Consider the following 17,204-nt stretch of genomic DNA (forward strand, 5'->3'; position numbering starts at 1 on the left):
TCGATCATCCGCCAGCCGGGGGCTGCGAGGTCGAACTGGACGGGGGTTCGCTGCTTGTCGGCGGTTCCGGGGTGGAAGTGGTGGGCTTCGCGGAAGTCGTCCGCGGAGTCGTGGTCTTCTCCGGCTCAGTCTGCCGCGAAGTGGTCGCGCGCTTCGACGAGGACGTCTCCGAAGCCGGCGGCGGCACGTCCGCGGTGCTGATCGGCTCATCCGTCGTCGACGGCAGCGACTCCGACGTCGCGGCGGGTGCCGGCTTGCTGCTCGACACCGGCGCCGCGGGCGCCTCCGGGTTGTTCGGGCTCAGCAGCCACACCGCGAGCGCGACCAGGCCCACGACCACGACGCCGCCGATGATCGCCGGGCGCTTCCAGGCGCCGGGCTTCTCGTCGTCGTCATCGACCGGGCTGGCCTGCGGACGCCGCGGCGGGGGCGGCGGGGCCGGCTCGTCTTCGTAGTCGTCGTACGGGTCGTCCGCGTACGGGCCCTGCTCGTGCGGGGGCACCGGCACCGCGCGGGTCGCGGCCAGGCCCGGCGGGACGCCACCGGCGTACTGCTGACGCTCGTCCGGGTAGCGGTCGTACCCGTCGTAGTCGTCCTCCGGGTAGCCGGTGCCCTCGGGGTAGTCGTCCTCGTCGTAGTACGGGACGGCCTGGGTCGGGGCCTGGCCACCGTCGAGGAGGCTGCCGGAGTGGCCGGCCGGGACCTCGTCGAACATCTGGGTGGCGTTCGGGTCGGCGACGGCGGCCGCGCCGAGCACGCCCGCGGCCGGCGCCATCATGGTCTCGTCCGCCGGGCCGCCGAGCGGCGTCTCGCCGCGGGCGACGGCCGCGAGCAGCTCCTCGCACTCCTCGGCGGTCGGCCGGTGCTGGACGTCCGGGTGCAGCAGCACGGCCAGGACGCTCGCCAGCGGCCCGGACTGGCGCGGCGGGATGATCTGTCCGGCCGCGACCGCGTGCAGCAGGCTCAGCGTGTTCTCCGACAGCCCGAACGGCGGCTGGCCCTCACAGGCCGCGTACAGCGTCGAACCGAGGGAGAAGACGTCGGACTCCGGGCCCGGGTCGCCGCCGATGGCGACCTCGGGGGCCAGGTAGGCGGGGGTGCCGGCGATCATCCCGGTCTTGGTGACCGTGACGTCGTCCTTGGCGCGCGAGATGCCGAAGTCGGTGATCTTCACGGTGCCGTTGGCGGCGAGCAGGATGTTGCCCGGCTTGATGTCGCGGTGCACGATGCCGACCGCGTGCGCCTCGCGCAGCGCCGCGGCGACCTGGGCGCCGATGCGCGCCACCTCGGTCGGCGGCAGCGTGCGGCGTTCCTGCAGCACGGCGGCCAGGCTGGTGGAGTTGAGGTACTCCATGATCAGGCACGGCTGCCCGTTGTCGTCGGTGACGACGTCGAACACCGAGATCGCGTTCGGGTGGTGCAGGCGGGCGGCGATGCGGCCCTCACGCATCGTCCGCTGGCGCGCGTCCTCGGCGTCGTGCTCGTCCAGGTGCGGCTGCAGGAGCAGCTGCTTGATGGCGACCGTGCGGCCCAGGACCTCGTCGTGCGCCTGCCAGACGGCCCCCATCGCGCCCGTGCCGATCCGGCCGACGATGCGGTACCGACCGGCGACCAGACGACCCTCGTCGCTCACGCGACCTCCCTTTGGGCTCCGACTTCACCAGGGCGTGAGGATCGGTGCCTGGTGACGCGGCCACGCGCACGCCGCTTCGCTGGAGCGTATGCACATGTCGTGGGCTGTGTGCCGGCTTCACTGAGACCGGCCCGTGACAAGGCTAGGCGCTCACTCTGCGCACACGAATCCGGTACAGGCACTTGAACCACGGGTGAAGGGGTGATCGCCGAGGGCTACATGTACTGGGCCGAGACGAGCTCGGCTTCGGTGATCAGCCCGCCGCTGTCGGCGACCCGGAACAGCTGGGTCACGCGGACCAGGGCGCCGTCCGGCCGGTGCAGCGTGGCGACCGCGAGGATCGAGCCGTCCGGCTTGATCTGCGTGTCGGCCTCCTGGACGTCGATGGCGTCCATCGAGCTCCAGGTGCGGACCAGCTCGCCCGCCGCGCCGTCGGCCAGGGTCGGGCTCAGCAGCGCCAGCGCGCCCGTCGAGTCCTTCGCGATGGCGGCGTAGAAGTCCTTGACGGCCTGGATCTTCCGGGCGGCGCTGCGTGCGTCGGCGGCCTTGTCCGGCACCGCCTGCGCGGTCGCCGCCGCGGCTTCGGTCCGCGGGCTCCCGCCGGTCGACTCCGACGCCGACGGCGCGCCACCGGAGTGCGTGCCGGGCGCGGGCGTGCTGGGCTGCTCGGGCGCACCGCCGCCGGCCTGGTGCTGCGGGACGGCGAGGCCGCCGAGCTCCGCGGCGCCGCTGAAGCCGGCGGGCGTGGACTGGCCGCCTTCGGACACCGCGCGGTGCGCGCTGGTCAGCATCGGCGCGGCGACCACCGCGCCGGCGACGAGCGCCCCGGCGGCCACGAGCCCGGCCAGCTTGGCGCGGCGGACGAAGCGGCTCTCGGGCTCGCCGTCGTCTTCGGCTCGTTCCGGCTCACGGACGGGTTCCGGGCGCGGCGGCAGGAACTTCTGCGGATCGCGGAAGACCTGCTCGAGATAGTCGCGGTCGGCGTCGCCGACGCCGTCGAGTATCTCGGCCGGGATCACGTCCTCGACGCGGACGGCGTTGGGTACCTCACGCCGTGTGCGCTGCCGATCAAGCACGAATGTCCTCGCTCTGGGGTTCCGGGGACGGTCACTCGGCCGTTCGGCCGGGTTCCCGTTGGTCCGGGTGGCCGACTCGTGGCCGGTTCCGGATCCGCTGTCGTCAGGTAACCCTGTGCGGACGGGCACCACCAGGCTCTGTCGCCGGAATGCCGTCGCGATACGACGAGCGGCAGCATATGTCACCCACCCGGACCAGGGGTAACCGTTCGGCGCACCGCACGTGCATCGGAACGGGCGAACCGCACGTGCAGGATCGGTTACTGGCCGTCAGCGGCGATCTTGTCGCCGTCCCCGAACGTCAGCGTGCGCTCCTCGATCGTCTTGGAACCGTCGGTGTGGGTGATCTCGACGGTGTTGACCGTGACGCCGCGTTGCTGGTCGATGCTGATCTTGCGGACCTCGAAGTAGGCGACGCCGGCGTACCGGTCGGCGAGGGCCTGCGGACCCTGGTCGTGCAGCTCACCGGTGGTCACCGCGGACGCCGCGGCGGGATCGGTGGTGACGGTGTTGAAGAACTTCTCCGAGTTGTCGCCCATGGTCTGGGCGTCCGGCGGGAAGGAGTACCACCACGGCGACTTGACCGGGGTTTCGCGCTGGGCGGGCGTGACGGGGGGCTTCTGCGGCCGCGCGCTCGTCCCCGGCGTGGCCGTGCCGGTCGTGCCCGGCGCGGCGCTGCTGTCGTCGGCGGGCGGCGGGGCGGAGCCGTCGACGGGGCCGGCGCCACCGCCGCTGGTCCGCCCGGCCGGCTGGTCCGGCGAGGACGAGGTGTCCGGGCCCGGCGCGGACCCGCCCTGCCGGGACGTCCGCTCGCCGGGGCCGGTGGGGTCGATGACGGTGGGCGCGCCCTGGTAACCGGGCCACGCGCCCTGCACGGCCTGGTCCGCCGCCGGTTTTCCGACCAGGTAGGACCCGGCGAACAGCAGCCCGACGACCACGGCGCCGGACGCGCCGGTCGCGAACCAGGCCGCCTTCTTCCAGGTCTTGGGCGGGGTCACGGAGGCGGGCACGGAGCCGATGGTGAAGCCACCGAGCCCGTCGAGCGGCGGCGCGGCGTAGATGAGGACGTCGTCGTCTTCGGTGTCCGCGCGCCGGGGCTGCGGGGAGGCCAGCGAGACGCGGGTGCGCCGCGCGGCCTGGTCGGCGGGGGATTCGGTGGCGGGCTCGGCCTCGTCGTCGAGGGGGAGGTCGCCGTGTGCGGCGGGGAAGAGCGGGGGCGCGGGCCGCCGGTCGCGCGGCTGGGGCAGCGACGGCTGGGGGAGCGTGCCGGACACCGGCTGCTCGAAGGACCCCGGTTGCGCGACGGGCAGGGACCCGGACACCTGCTGGGGCAGGGTGCCCGGCTGCGCGTAGGGGAACGACCCCGGGATCGGCTGGGGCCGGGCGCCCGGCCGCGCGTAGGGGAACGACCCCGGCAGCGTCCCGGACCTCGAGTAGGCCTGCGGGACGGGATCCGCTCCCGACCGCGGCTGGGCGAGGGGGAGCGACCCGGACACGGGCGGGTCGACCGGCGCTTGGCCGGCCGCGTGCCGCCGTCCCGCGCGGTTCGGGGGCAGCGGCGGGGTCCAGCTCTCCGTGCCGCCGAGCCGGTGCCGCCCGGGATGCGCGGGCGCGCCGCCGCGTCCGTGGAACTCCGTGCCGTGGGTCATGTCGGTTCGACCACCCGGCGGCCCGGCTCTGATGCCGTTGGGGGGCAACAGAACCCGATCGGAGCATCCTCACGCGCGGAATCGCGTTCGGAATCCTGCGCAAATGCACGCGCATGCGAGACCGGACGCGCGGGGCCAGTGCCCCCGCGCGTCCTCCGGGCTCCGCCCGACCCGAACGCAAGGGTCCTCACGGCGTCAACCCTAGGAGCATCCGGCGTAGAAAGTCCCGCCCAAACCTGCAAGTTGCACAGGTTTCACTCGGTCGGGCGCGACCGATCGGGGGAGGGTGACGCTGCGCAGTCTCACCCAGCGCCATCGGCCCAGTTCAGGGAGTTCAGCCTCCCGTGCGGTAACGGTCGCGCGTGGACTGCAGCGCCTTCGTCGCCACCACACCGCTACCGGCGGCGACGAGAATCGCCACGATGTCGAGCGTCGGTCCCCCGGCCGTGAGCAACCACGCGAACAGAGACGCCGCCGTGGTACCACCGGCCACGGCCCAGCGGCTGCGGACGTACTGCCCGACCGGGGCGCCACTGGCACCGCGCTTACCCGCCGCGTTGTTCAGCATCGCCAGATACCCCACATGGCCCAGCGCGGCCAGCACGCTCGCGAGCGCGACGATGACGGCGATGAGGTTCACGAGCCAGTCCATGACCCCAGTCTGCCCGCAGCGGGGCCACCGGTGCCTCAGGGAAGACCCGGAATTCGGACAACCGTTACCGGCCGAGCTTGCCCCGGCCCAGCTCCAGCAGCGCCATCGCCAGCTGACGGCCTTCCGGGCCCAGCTCGCGGTAGCGCGCGAGCACGTCCATCTCGCGGTTGTAGACGATCCGCGTCCCGCCGGCGGCCATCCGCGCGGCCCCGATCGTCTTGGACACCTCGACCCGGCGCTTCACCAGCCGCAGGATCTCCTTGTCCAGCCAGTCGATCTCTTCGCGGAGCGACGCGATTTCGTCCGCGGTGGGCGTGTGCTCGGCGGGCTGGCCGTCGGCGTTCGTCGCTTGTGCGTTCATCGGGACCTCTCCCTCGGTGCCCGGACCCGGCCCCTGGGACGGCGACAGCCCCGGGTCCGTGGACTCCGGGGCTGGCGTGATGGCGGTTCGGGCACTACGCGATCACGGGAGCCGGAGTCCGGGTCCCGTAAAAAAATCGCTCTGCGTGGTGCCGCATGCGCTCAGTATGGCACAGCCGTCCCGGGGCGCTCCCGGAACGAGCGCACCCGGGCATGAACGAAGAGGCTGACGGCCAGCCAGAACACCGGGAACGCGGGCCAGAAGAAGCCGGCGCCCAGCACCGCCCACCGGACGACGAGCAGCACACCCAGCGCCACCACGACGGCGAGGTGCAGCCGCAGCGCGGGGTGCCGTCGCAGCGCGGCGCGGGTGAGCGGGAAACCGGGCCGGGGCGGGGCGGGCCGCGGCAGGTCGGTGGTCAACGCGGCCAGCTCGTCGGTGAACCTGGCGGCGTAGACGTGGGTGAGGCGCTCTTCGACCTCTTCGAGGGTGAGCCGGCCTTCGGAGCCGGCGGTCTGGACGGCGGAGGCGACGCGTTCACGGTCGGCGTCGGCGGCGCGGATGCGGTGGTCTTCCATGTCCGCCGATGCTCCGCGCGGACTTCCCGCGGCGCGTCGGACGTCAGGCGACACCTCGCGCTACGCCCGGCGCGGTAGCCCGGGATCGCCCGCCTCGGCACGCTTCCGCCGCCCTCCTACCCGCCCGGGGTAGCGTGGACAGACGATGGACACCCTCTTCGATCTCCCCGCCGAGACCCCCGCGCGCAAGCCCGCTTCCGGCGGGCAGGCCGATCTGCTCGACGACCTGAACCCGTCCCAGCGCGAAGCCGTCACCCACGCCGGTGGTCCGCTGCTGGTGGTGGCGGGCGCGGGATCGGGCAAGACCCGGGTGCTGACCCGCCGCATCGCCTACCTGCTCGGGCAACGCCGCGTGCACCCCGGCGAGATCATGGCGATCACGTTCACCAACAAGGCGGCCGCGGAGATGCGCGAGCGCGTCGCGGCGCTCGTCGGGCGGCGCGCGAACGCCATGTGGGTGTCGACGTTCCACTCGATGTGCGTGCGGATCCTGCGTCGTGAGGCCAAGACGCTCGACATGTCGTCGAACTTCTCCATCTACGACTCCGACGACACCAAGCGGCTCATCACGCTCGTGGCGCGGGACCTCGACATCGACCCGAAGCGCTACGCGGCCCGCACGCTCGCCGTGCACATCTCGAACCTGAAGAACGAGCTGACCGACCCGGAGACCGCGTCGGCCAACGCGGCCAACGACCTGGAGCGGCGCGTCGCCGAGGTCTACGTCGAGTACCAGCGGCGGCTTTCGCTGGCCAACGCGTTCGACTTCGACGACCTCATCATGCGGACTGTTTCGCTGCTGCAGGCGTTCCCGGCCGTCGCCGAGTACTACCGCCGGCGGTTCCGCCACGTGCTGGTCGACGAGTACCAGGACACGAACCACGCGCAGTACACGCTGGTCCGCGAACTCGCCGGGACCGCCCCGAACGAAGCGGGCATCGACCCGGCCGAGCTGGTCGTCGTCGGTGACGCGGACCAGTCGATCTACGCCTTCCGCGGCGCGACGATCCGCAACATCGAAGAGTTCGAGCGGGACTTCCCCAACGCGCACACCATCCTGCTGGAGCAGAACTACCGCTCCACGCAGACGATCCTGTCCGCGGCCAACGCCGTCATCGAGCGGAACCCGAACCGCCGCGCCAAGCGGCTGTGGACGGATTCGGGCGAGGGCGAGAAGATCGTCGGCTACGTCGCGGACAACGACCACGACGAAGCCGCGTTCGTCGCGGGGGAAATCGATTCGCTGGCGGAGAAGGGCGAAGCCGACTACTCCGACGTCGCCGTCTTCTACCGCACCAACAACCAGTCCCGCGTCTTCGAAGAGATCTTCATCCGGCTCGGCCTGCCGTACAAGGTCGTCGGCGGCGTGCGGTTCTACGAGCGGCGCGAAGTCCGCGACATGATCGCGTACCTGCGCGTGCTGGCGAACCCCGACGACACGGTCAGCCTGCGGCGCGTGCTGAACGTGCCCAAGCGCGGCATCGGCGACCGCGCGGAGGCCGTCGTGGCGACGCACGCCGAGCGCGAGCGGATTTCGTTCGCCGCGGCGCTTCGCGACGCCACCGAAGACAAGGTGCCGCTGCTGAACCCGCGCTCGGTCAAGGCGATCAAGGGGTTCGTCGCGATGCTCGACGAGCTGGGCACGCTGGTTTCCGAAGGCGCCGAAGTGCACGACGTCCTCGAAGCCGTGCTGGACAAGACCGGCTACCGCATCGAGCTCGAAGAGTCCGACGACCCGCAGGACCACACGCGTGTGGAGAACCTGGACGAGCTCGTCACGGTCGCCCGCGAATTCACCGAGATCACCGCCGAGGTGGCCGCGGACGAGAACGCCGAGCTGGTCGTCGAACCCGGCGTGCCGGCACCGGGTTCGCTGCCCGCGTTCCTGGAGCGCGTGTCGCTGGTCGCGGACGCCGATTCGGTGCCTTCGCCCGACGGCGGCGAGGAAGGCGACGGCGGCGCGGGCGTGGTCACGCTGATGACCGTGCACACCGCGAAGGGCCTGGAGTACCCGGTGGTGTTCTGCACCGGTTGGGAGGACGGCGTTTTCCCGCACATGCGCGCGCTGGGCGACCCGACCGAACTCGCCGAGGAACGGCGGCTGGCGTACGTCGCGATCACGCGGGCGCGGCAGCGGCTGTACGTCTCGCGCGCGATCACGCGCTCGGCGTGGGGCCAGCCTTCGATGAACCCGGCTTCGCGGTTCCTGGACGAGCTGCCGGGCGACCTCGTCGACTGGCGGCGGCTGGAGCCCTCCAGCGCGGGGTTCGGGTTCGGTTCCGGTTCGCGTGGCGGCGGCACGCCGCGGGCGGCGACCACGTGGGGCGGCCGGCGGACTTCGTCGCCGGCGTCCTCGGGCACGCCGTCGTTCGGCAAGGGCTGGAAGGACACGGTGGCGCTGAAGCTGGACGTCGGCGACCGCGTCAGCCACGACAAGTACGGCCTGGGCACGGTGATCTCGTGCGACGGCGTCGGCCCGCGCGCCACGGCGACGATCGACTTCGGCGCGGCCGGCAAGGTCCGCCTGATGCTGATCGGCAGCGTCCCGATGGTGAAGCTGTAACACCCGTCCGAGTGAACCCGGCGCCGATCCCCCCGATCGGCGCCGGAATCGTCGTACCCCGCCGGTAGAACTGACCCCGTCATCGAACACGAGTTCGACGGAGGGGGAGACCCGGTGTGGACGTGGTGCTGTTTCACCTGCTGGCCGAAGGGGTACAGAAATACCTGCGAGGAGTCCTGGGGTCGAGGGTTCCGGATCGGGGTCCGGGCCTTTCGGGGGCTTCAGGAAATCCTTCGCGTGCGGGAGCGGAGGCGTGCCGGCTGGCCGCCGCCTGGCGAGCGCTGCTCAGGCAGCACGAGCTGGGAGCCGACGGCCGATGTGTCACCTGCGGCCGGGGACGCCGCTGGACGACACGTCGAGCCGCGCGTGTCCGCTCCGCGGGGGGCGCAGGGGAGAGCGTGGCCTGGGGCTGGCTGCCGGTGCGCAGGTCCGCGGAGCTGTGCACGGTGTGGCAGGTCGCGGTGGCGTACTTCATCCGGCGGTTGCCGGGCGGGCAGCGGTAGCCGTTTCCGGGCGCTGAGGCCGGTTCTGGCGGCTTGGGCCGGGCCGGGAAGGGTTCCGGGCGGCGGGAGAGGTCTGGACCGGTCTGAGGAGTCTCCGGCTCGCGGGCGTCCCGCGTTGATCCAGCAGTACCGGATGGCCGTCCGTCGTGGCGTGAACCGGCGCTTCCGCGGTGTCCCGGCCGGAGCGGATGCTCACCGAACGAGGGGCGTCGTCGGCCCTCGGTGGCGAATCATGGCTCTACAGCCGGGTTTTCGTGCGTGGTGTCCCGTAAGTGCGGGCCGCCGGTGGGGAGCGAACGGATCAGATCACGATGCCGCGCGCGGCGAGCCACGGGCGGGGGTCGATCTTCTTGGTGCCGTTCTGCCAGACCTCGAAGTGCAGGTGCGGGCCGGTGCTCTGGCCGCGGTTGCCGATCTCGGCGATCTGCTGGCCGCACTTGACCTTCTGGCCCTCCTTGACGGAGAAGCTGTTCATGTGGCCGTAGACCTGGATCGTGCCGTCGTCGAGCTGCACGCGGACCCAGAGGCCGAAGCCGCTGGCCGGGCCGGCCTCGATCACGGTGCCGTCGGAGGCGGCGTAGATCGGGGTGCCGATCGAGTTGGCGATGTCGATGCCGAGGTGGCTCGTGCCCCACCGGGCACCGAAGCCCGAGGTGAAGGTCCCGTGGGCCGGGAGGCAGGTCTTGGGGCGAGCGGCTTCTTCGGCGGCCTTCTTGGCGGCGTCGGCTTCGCGCTGCTCACGGGCCTGCGTGATGGAGGCGCTGTCGGAGAGCTTCGCGGCCTCGGCGGAGGCGTCGACGGCGTGGCCGGTCGGCAGGAGCTCGGGGGCGCCCCCGGTGCCCGCACCTCCCGCGGTGAGCGACGCGCTGGCGTCCTGGCTGTTGGCCAGCGGCGTGTAGGCGGCGTCGGAGTCGGTGACTGTCTTGAGCGTCGAGCCCGCAGCGGCAGCGGCGAAGGCACCGGCCGCGACAGCGGCAACCACGACACGGCCGCGAAGGGCCGAAGAGGGCGGGGCGATGCGGTGCGCACCCCGGACACGAACGACCGCACCTTCGAGTGCGTCCTTCAGTGCCGGGGAAGGAGCTTGGCCGCCGGGGGAGCGGTGTGAAGCCAAGACAGGGCCTTCCATCGTCGGGGAGCCGGGTCGAGGACTGCGGGCGGGGGAACCCGGTGAGCCAACCTCGGGGGTGGTTCGCTCGTCGTCCTACTTCGTGACCTGACTGTAATGGGGACCGGGGGACAGTAACCAAGGGGCACCGCTGTAAGCAAGATCTGCCCCCGGCGGCGGCCGATCGGGTGGACGAGATCTTGCGTTCACCTGTGGCAATTACCCAAAGTTAGACAGGGTTTACTGCTTTGGTTGTGACTTGCCTTACAGCTCTTGCGGGCGGTTATGGACCTACTGAAGGGCGGAGGGGCCGGAGGGGCCGGAATAAGGGTTTGCCAGGGGATGTTTAAGCATCTTCGACGCGCAGATCGCACTCGGCGGGCTTCGGCACCGCTCAATGACGCGAGCCTCGAGGGGTCAGGTCGAGCGGAAAGTTGACCGTTCGTCGACGCACGCGAACCGTTCACCGACTCGCACGTGTAGACGGCTCGGTGGCGCCAGATTTGTCCGAATTCCGAGACGCTTTCGACTCCGCCTACGGCCTCAGGCCGATTACGACGGGTCTCGGAGGCCTGCGGCTAACCCGGTCCCGCTCGGCCACCCGCAGCCCACTGCGGGCTTCGGCCGCCCGGCCGATCAAGGCGGGCTTCGGCGCAAGCCCGCGGGCTTGCCCGGTCCCGTTCGGCTACTCGCGCTCCACTGGGCCTCAGTCGGCGGCCGCAGGCCGACCGTGGCGGGCCTCGGCTGCCGGCCGATCCAGGCGGGCTTCGGCGCCCGGCCGATCCAGGCGGGTTTCGGCGCAAGCCCGCGTGCCCGCGGCTAACCCGGTCCCGCTCGGCCACCCGCGGCCTCCAGCCTCGGCCGCCCGGCCGATCAAGGCGGGCTTTCCGCGCCGCCCGCGGGCCCGGGGCCCGCCCGGTCCCGTTCGGCTACTCGCGCCCCGCTGGGCTTCGGCTGGCGGCCGAAGGCCGACCGTGGCGGGCTTCGGCCGCCACCCGCGGCCAACTGGGGCCTCGGCCGCCGGCCGATCAAGGCGGGCTTCGGCGCAAACCCGCGTGCCCGCGGCTCACCCGGTCCCGTTCGGGCGGCCGTCGCCGGCCGCAGGTCGATGCGGTCGGTCTCGGCGCAGCCGTGTCCCGCTCCCCGTCGCCCTCCCCGGCCACTCGGCGACTCGCGCCCCGCTGGAGCATCCGCCGCAGCCGGACCTTGCTAGCGTCGCGGGCAATGCCCCCACGCTCAGAGCCCCCGGCCGGCGACACCCCCGGCTCGCCGGCCTCCCCGCAGGACCCCGCGGCCACCCGTCCCACCGGCAAGCGGAAGCCTCCTCGCGCTCAGACTTCCCGGCACGTCCCGGCCGAAACCCCCGAGCCACCAAAGGGTGAAGCCGCCGGTCAGGCCGGTTCGGAGCCGGCGCCCACCGAGCCCCCCGCCGACCCGGCGCCAAGCCGCACCGCTGCCCCCAGGGACACCCGGGCTGGTGCCGCGACCACCGCGACCCGCTCCGAAGGTGCCTCCACGACCGGCGCCGCGGCCCGCCCCGCGACCACCGCGACCGGCTCCGATGGCGCCTCCGCGACCGGCGCCGCGGCCCGCCCCGCGACCACCGCGACCGGCTCCGAAGGCGCCTCCACAGCCGCCGCGGGCCGCCCCATGACCACCGCGGGCCGCCCCGAAAACTCCTCCACGACCGCTGCCGCGGCCCGCCCCGCGGCCACCGCGACCCACCCCGAAAACTCCTCCACCACCGCCGCCGCGGCCCGCCCCGAAGGGGCCTCCGCCGCCGCGGGCCGGCCGGGAGGCGCCGCCCCAGCGGCTACCCCAACCCACCCCCGAGGCCCCGCGACCGACCACCCCGACCCCGTCCCCACCTGGGCCGAGGACGACATCCCCAAACCGACCGTCCCCGTCGCCCTCACCGCCCTCGGCGCCCTGGCTCTCACCGTCGCGGCGATCGTCCACATCTCGCCGGCCGCCGCCCCCGGGTTCACCAGCTGGCCCTGGCTCGCCCTCCTCGCCTTGGCCCCCGCCGCGGCCGCCGCCGGGCTCGCCTCCCGGCGACCCGGCCTCGCCAACGGTCTCGTCCTCGGCCTCGCCGCCCTCGCGCCCGGCCGGCTGGTCCTCGACCTCCAGTTCGCCGTCAACGGCCCCCTCGCCATCCGGCCGGAGCTCTACTTCCCGGACCGCTTCATCGGCGGCTCCGCCGTCGGCGCCGGGTTCTGGCTGCTCGTCGCCGGGCACCTGCTCACCGGGGCCGCCGGCGTCGCAGCCGCGCGGGCCGGCCGGAGCTACGAAGAACCCGAACGGCGACGCTGGCGCCTGCTCGCCCCCCTCCTCGCCGTCACCGCGTCGGTCGGGCTGCTCACCGCTCCCGTCGGCTCCGACAACGGCTTCCTCCTCGCCCGCGCCGCCTTCGAAGGACCCTGGCCCGCCCTCGGCGGCTACCTCCTCCTCGCCGCCGCCCTGCCGCTGGCCGCCGCGCTCGCGCTCGCCGCTCCCTCCGAACGCACCGGGCGGGGCATGCTGCTCGGCCTCGCCGCCGGTGCCGCGGCGGTCGCCGTCCCCCCGGTTCTCGCCGGCCTCCTGCGAGACGACCTGCACGTCACCTGGGGACCCGTCCTCGCGCTCGCCGCGACCGCCCTCGTCGGCGGCCTCGCCTTCACCCGGCTCAGCGAAAAACCGCAGGACACCGAACGCGACGTCACCATCCCCGGCGTCTTCTGGTGGCGCCTGACGACCGGGCTGCTCGGCCTCGCCACCGCCGTCGCCGCCCTGGTCGGGACCTTCGCGCCGCAGGTCGCCGTCAGCGCGCTCAACCCCGGCGCCACCACCCCCAGCACCGCCGCCGCCGAAAGTCCCGCGCGGTGGTTCCTGCTCGTCGCCGCCCTGCTCGTCGCCGTGGTCGCCGCGCTCACGCTCGTTCCGGGGACCGCCGGGAAAGCCCGGCCCGTGCTCGGCGTGACCTGGGCCGGGATCGTCCTGGCCGGCACCGCCGTCCTCAACACCGCGCTCACCGCCACCCAGGCGGGCAACCTCGCCGGCTTCGGCGGGGCGGACGTCGGCGCCACCCCCGTCTTCACCTACGACCTCGGCGCCGGCGCCGCCTGGACGTTCGCCGCGCTCGTGCTGGCCGCCCTGACCGCGCTCGCCGCCGTCGGGACCGGCGTCGTCGAACGCGAGGACGCCGGCGAGCGCACCGAGGCCGGCAAAGACGTACTCACCCCCGTCGTCGCGGGCGCGGTGCTGGCCGTCGCCGGGTTCGGGCTCCCCGTTTTCAACGTGCCCGGCTACGTCGCTCCCGGCCTCTGGTCGAACCTCGACACCCCGTCGTGGGGACTCTGGACGACCGTCGTGGTCGTCGTCGGGGCCGCCGCGCTCGCCGTGCGGTCGCGGCCCAAGCCCGCGGCCGCTCTCCTGACCGGCGCCGCCCTGCTGGCCGCGCTGCACGCCGCGGAACTGCCGCTCGTCGGCGGCGGCCTCGGCGACGCGAGCCCGGCGACCGGCTTCTGGCTGACCCTCGCCGCCGCGGCCGCGCTGCTCGTCGCGGCCGGCCTGTCCGCCGCCGGGGGACGCCGTGGCGCGTGAGCGCCTCCGGGTGCTCCTCGTCGAGTTCGGGACGCCCGACCCGGCCGCCGTCGCGTTGGGCCGCGTCCTGCGCGACGAAGGCATGGAAGTCGTCCACGCCGGCCCGCTGGACACCCTCGAGCAACTGCGGAGCACCGCCGAGCAGGAGGACCCGGACGCCGTCGGCGTGCTCGGCGACGGGCCGCCGCCCGGGCTCGCCGAAGCGTTGAACGGCGTTCGCGTCTTCTCCGGCAGCGACCTCGGGGACCCCGGAAAAGCGGTGGAATGGTTGCGCGGTGGGCGGTCTCACACCGTGGACGTACCGCCTGACCGCGCACGGTGACCGACTTCACCAGGTGCGGAGTCCCCTGCGTCTGCGCAGGTCGCTAACCTCGACTGGTCCGACAGCGCGGTCCGGCAACGGACCACCACAGTGGCGTGTCGTCAGGAGACTGGAGTAGTGGACCTCTACGAGTACCAGGCGAGGGATCTCTTCGCCGCCCACGGAGTACCGGTTCTGCCGGGCTCGGTGGCTAGCACCCCCGAAGAAGCCAAGACCGCCGCGGAGCAGATCGGCAACCAGGTCGTCGTCAAGGCGCAGGTGAAGGTCGGCGGCCGCGGGAAGGCGGGCGGCGTCAAGCTGGCCCAGACGCCCGACGAGGCGAAGGAGAAGGCGGAAGCCATCCTCGGCCTCGACATCAAGGGCCACATCACGCGTCGCGTGCTGGTGGCCGAAGCCTCGGACATCGCGTCCGAGTACTACTTCTCCTTCCTGCTGGACCGCGCGAACCGCACGTTCCTGGCGATGGCGTCCTCCGAGGGCGGCATGGAGATCGAGCAGCTCGCGGTCGAGCGGCCGGACGCGCTCGCGAAGATCCCGGTCGACGCGATCGCCGGCGTCGACAAGGCGAAGGCGCTCGAGATCCTGAAGGCCGGCAACTTCCCGGCCGACATCATCGACGAGGCCGCCGACGTCGTCGTGAAGCTCTGGGAGACCTTCGTCTCCGAGGACGCCACCCTCGTCGAGGTCAACCCGCTGGTCCGCGACCCGCAGGACAAGATCATCGCCCTCGACGGCAAGGTCACCCTCGACGAGAACGCGGACTTCCGCCAGCCGGGCCACGAGGCCCTGGTGGACAAGGACGCGGAGAACCCGCTCGAGGCGAAGGCCAAGGCCAAGAACCTCAACTACGTCAAGCTCGACGGCCAGGTCGGCATCATCGGCAACGGCGCGGGCCTGGTCATGTCCACTTTGGACGTCGTGGCGTACGCGGGCGAGAAGCACGGCGGCGTGAAGCCGGCGAACTTCCTCGACATCGGCGGCGGCGCGTCGGCCGAGGTCATGGCGGCCGGGCTGGACGTCATCCTCAACGACACCGACGTGAAGAGCGTCTTCGTCAACGTCTTCGGCGGCATCACCGCCTGCGACGCGGTGGCGAACGGCATCGTCGAGGCCCTGAAGATCCTGGGCGACGAGGCCTCCAAGCCGCTGGTCGTCCGCCTGGACGGCAACAACGTCGTGGAGGGTCGCAAGATCCTGGCGGACGCGAACCACCCGCTGGTCACCGTGGTGGACACAATGGACAACGCGGCCGACAAGGCTGCCGAGCTCGCCGCGGCAGGTGCGTGAGATGTCGATCTTCATCAACGAGAACAGCAAGGTCATCGTCCAGGGGCTCACCGGCTCCGAGGGCATGAAGCACGCGACCAAGATGCTGAAGTCCGGCACGAACATCGTGGGTGGCGTCAACGCCCGCAAGGCCGGCCAGACCGTCACCATCGAGGGCAAGGACCTCACCGTGTTCGGCACGGTCGAGGAGGCCATCAAGGAGACCGGCGCCGACGTCTCGGTCATCTTCGTGCCGCCGAAGTTCGCGAAGGACGCGGTCATCGAGGCGATCGACGCCGAGATCCCGCTGGCCGTCGTCATCACCGAGGGCATCCCGGTACACGACTCGGCCTACTTCTGGGCGCACGCCGTTGCGAAGGGCAACAAGACCCGGATCATCGGCCCGAACTGCCCCGGCGTGATCAGCCCGGGCAAGTCGAACGCCGGCATCATCCCGGCCGACATCACCGAGGCCGGCGCCATCGGCCTCGTGTCGAAGTCGGGCACGCTGACCTACCAGATGATGTACGAGCTGCGGGACATCGGCTTCTCCACCGCCGTCGGCATCGGCGGTGACCCCATCATCGGGACCACCCACATCGACGCCCTCGCGGCGTTCGAGCAGGACCCCGAGACCAAGGTCATCGTCATGATCGGCGAGATCGGCGGCGACGCCGAAGAGCGCGCCGCGGCGTACATCAAGGAGAACGTGACGAAGCCGGTCGTCGGTTACGTCGCGGGCTTCACCGCGCCCGAGGGCAAGACCATGGGCCACGCGGGCGCCATTGTGTCGGGCTCCTCCGGCACGGCCGCCGCGAAGAAGGAGGCCCTCGAGGCCGCCGGCGTCAAGGTCGGCAAGACCCCGAGCGAGACCGCCGTCCTCGCGCGTGAGCTGTACAACAACCTCGGCTGAGTCCGAGGCGTAACTCCTGGTGAGGCCGGGCACCCGTGTGGGTGCTCGGCCTCACCTGGTTTGGGGACGAAACCTCCTGAGGTATTCACGCGTCTGATGGGTCGGTGGCTCCGGAGTGCGCTAGCGTTCTGCGCACACGAGCCGCCTTGTCTTCCCGGGTGTCCTGGTACCCCGGAGTGCCGGTCGAACCGACAGGAGTGCATCCGATGACCTTCCCCAGCGGTGGGCCTGGCTACCCCCAGCAGGGTGGCGGCCAGCAGCCCCCCGGACCGCCGTCCAGTGGCTTCCCGGCGCAGCAGCCGCCGCCCCACTCGCACCAGGCGCCGGCGGGGGGTGTCGCGAACCTGACGCACAACCTGCCGCTGATGCTCTCGCTCGGCGTCGCGGTCTTCGGCATCGTCCAGTACTTCCTCGGCTTCTCCGACTCCGGTGACGTCGGCCTCGGCGGCGTGTTCCTGCTGGGCGGCGGCCTGCTCGCCGCGATGTACGCGCTGCCCAAGGGCCCGAAGACGCTGCCGTTCGCGGCGCTGTTCAGCGTCCTCGGCGCGCTCTACGTCCTCGACCAGCTGATCGGGATGCAGACCTCGCCCGGCATCGTCACCGTCATCCTGATCCTGGGCATCCTGCAGATGGCCGCCGCGGTCGCCGCGCTGCTGATCGACCAGGACGTGCTCAAGCCGCCGACGCCCAAGCCCGCCGCCGCGCCCTACAGCGGCCAGTACGGTCAGCCCGGCCAGCAGCAGTACGGCCAGCAGGGGCAGCAGGCCCAGCCGGGTCAGCAGTTCGGCCAGCCGGGCCACGGGCCGGTGACCCCGGGCGGCGACGCGCCGTTCGGGCAGGGCCAGTACGGCTCGCCGAACCCGCCGTCGACCACGCCGCCGCCGGGTCAGCAGGCCACGACGTACGCGCCGCAGCAGGGCTCGTTCTTCCAGCAGCCGCCGTCGGACAACCCGGGCACGCCGCCCGGCGGGTTCGGCAAGTCGAACTGACGCGACACC

13 protein-coding genes are annotated in these 17,204 nt (G+C 72.5%); 6 read left to right on the plus strand and 7 right to left on the minus strand.

What is annotated here, in order from left to right:
- Positions 1-4: 4 nt before the first annotated feature.
- From BLV96_RS25655 to BLV96_RS25680, 6 genes are all read right to left on the minus strand, one after another.
- A complete protein-coding gene (locus tag BLV96_RS25655) occupies positions 5-1,633 on the minus strand; it encodes a serine/threonine-protein kinase (RefSeq protein ID WP_086672792.1) in 1,629 nt (542 codons plus the stop codon).
- A gap of 215 nt (positions 1,634-1,848) precedes the next feature.
- Positions 1,849-2,709 (minus strand): hypothetical protein, encoded by an 861-nt coding sequence (locus BLV96_RS25660; RefSeq protein WP_086672790.1) that lies wholly within the window; start codon positions 2,707-2,709, stop codon positions 1,849-1,851.
- Between the two features lie 260 nt (positions 2,710-2,969).
- Positions 2,970-4,358 carry a hypothetical protein gene (locus BLV96_RS25665; protein WP_091389507.1) on the minus strand — a complete coding sequence of 463 codons (1,389 nt, stop codon included), beginning with the start codon at positions 4,356-4,358 and terminating at the stop codon, positions 2,970-2,972.
- 334 nt (positions 4,359-4,692) lie between these two features.
- Positions 4,693-5,010, minus strand: coding sequence for a hypothetical protein (locus BLV96_RS25670; protein ID WP_086682533.1), 318 nt, complete (start codon positions 5,008-5,010; stop codon positions 4,693-4,695).
- A 64-nt stretch (positions 5,011-5,074) separates the two neighbouring features.
- On the minus strand, positions 5,075-5,371 hold the full coding sequence (locus BLV96_RS25675) for a chorismate mutase (protein WP_086682537.1): 297 nt from the start codon (positions 5,369-5,371) through the stop codon (positions 5,075-5,077).
- A gap of 161 nt (positions 5,372-5,532) precedes the next feature.
- Positions 5,533-5,949 carry a DUF1707 SHOCT-like domain-containing protein gene (locus BLV96_RS25680; RefSeq protein WP_086682541.1) on the minus strand — a complete coding sequence of 139 codons (417 nt, stop codon included), beginning with the start codon at positions 5,947-5,949 and terminating at the stop codon, positions 5,533-5,535.
- A 145-nt stretch (positions 5,950-6,094) separates the two neighbouring features.
- Here BLV96_RS25680 and pcrA point away from each other — a divergent pair, with 145 nt between their 5' ends.
- Positions 6,095-8,512 carry a DNA helicase PcrA gene (gene pcrA, locus BLV96_RS25685; RefSeq protein ID WP_086682544.1) on the plus strand — a complete coding sequence of 806 codons (2,418 nt, stop codon included), beginning with the start codon at positions 6,095-6,097 and terminating at the stop codon, positions 8,510-8,512.
- A gap of 804 nt (positions 8,513-9,316) precedes the next feature.
- Here pcrA and BLV96_RS25690 read toward each other — a convergent pair.
- Positions 9,317-9,997, minus strand: a complete 681-nt coding sequence (locus BLV96_RS25690) for a M23 family metallopeptidase (RefSeq protein WP_086682547.1) — start codon at positions 9,995-9,997, stop codon at positions 9,317-9,319.
- A gap of 1,776 nt (positions 9,998-11,773) precedes the next feature.
- On the opposite strand from BLV96_RS25690, the gene BLV96_RS25700 reads away from it, so the two are divergent.
- The 5 genes from BLV96_RS25700 to BLV96_RS25720 all read left to right on the plus strand — a co-directional run bounded on the left by BLV96_RS25700 (position 11,774) and on the right by BLV96_RS25720 (position 17,195).
- Positions 11,774-13,705, plus strand: a complete 1,932-nt coding sequence (locus BLV96_RS25700; protein ID WP_244180456.1) for a hypothetical protein — start codon at positions 11,774-11,776, stop codon at positions 13,703-13,705.
- Positions 13,695-14,027 carry a hypothetical protein gene (locus BLV96_RS25705; RefSeq protein WP_086682284.1) on the plus strand — a complete coding sequence of 111 codons (333 nt, stop codon included), beginning with the start codon at positions 13,695-13,697 and terminating at the stop codon, positions 14,025-14,027. Before BLV96_RS25700 ends, BLV96_RS25705 begins: the two co-directional genes overlap by 11 nt.
- 117 nt (positions 14,028-14,144) lie before the next feature.
- Positions 14,145-15,314, plus strand: a complete 1,170-nt coding sequence (gene sucC, locus BLV96_RS25710) for an ADP-forming succinate--CoA ligase subunit beta (RefSeq protein ID WP_086682287.1) — start codon at positions 14,145-14,147, stop codon at positions 15,312-15,314.
- A 1-nt stretch (position 15,315) separates the two neighbouring features.
- Entirely contained in the window at positions 15,316-16,206 is an 891-nt protein-coding gene (gene sucD / locus BLV96_RS25715) for a succinate--CoA ligase subunit alpha (RefSeq protein ID WP_086682291.1), read from the plus strand.
- Between the two features lie 206 nt (positions 16,207-16,412).
- Positions 16,413-17,195, plus strand: a complete 783-nt coding sequence (locus BLV96_RS25720) for a DUF5336 domain-containing protein (RefSeq protein ID WP_086682294.1) — start codon at positions 16,413-16,415, stop codon at positions 17,193-17,195.
- Positions 17,196-17,204 lie beyond the last annotated feature (9 nt).

The sequence above is a fragment of the Amycolatopsis pretoriensis genome (genome assembly GCF_900107925.1).
Classification (GTDB): Bacteria; Actinomycetota; Actinomycetes; order Mycobacteriales; family Pseudonocardiaceae; genus Amycolatopsis; species Amycolatopsis pretoriensis.

Bases quoted from the DNA above. Each gene is read 5' to 3' on its own strand.
- pcrA (WP_086682544.1), top strand. From the start codon at position 6,095: ATGGACACCCTCTTCGATCTCCCCGCCGAGACCCCCGCGCGCAAGCCC.
- BLV96_RS25670 (WP_086682533.1), bottom strand. From the start codon at position 5,010: ATGGACTGGCTCGTGAACCTCATCGCCGTCATCGTCGCGCTCGCGAGC.
- BLV96_RS25680 (WP_086682541.1), bottom strand. From the start codon at position 5,949: ATGGAAGACCACCGCATCCGCGCCGCCGACGCCGACCGTGAACGCGTC.
- BLV96_RS25665 (WP_091389507.1), bottom strand. From the start codon at position 4,358: ATGACCCACGGCACGGAGTTCCACGGACGCGGCGGCGCGCCCGCGCAT.
- BLV96_RS25700 (WP_244180456.1), top strand. From the start codon at position 11,774: ATGACCACCGCGGGCCGCCCCGAAAACTCCTCCACGACCGCTGCCGCG.
- BLV96_RS25720 (WP_086682294.1), top strand. From the start codon at position 16,413: ATGACCTTCCCCAGCGGTGGGCCTGGCTACCCCCAGCAGGGTGGCGGC.
- BLV96_RS25675 (WP_086682537.1), bottom strand. From the start codon at position 5,371: ATGAACGCACAAGCGACGAACGCCGACGGCCAGCCCGCCGAGCACACG.
- sucD (WP_086682291.1), top strand. From the start codon at position 15,316: ATGTCGATCTTCATCAACGAGAACAGCAAGGTCATCGTCCAGGGGCTC.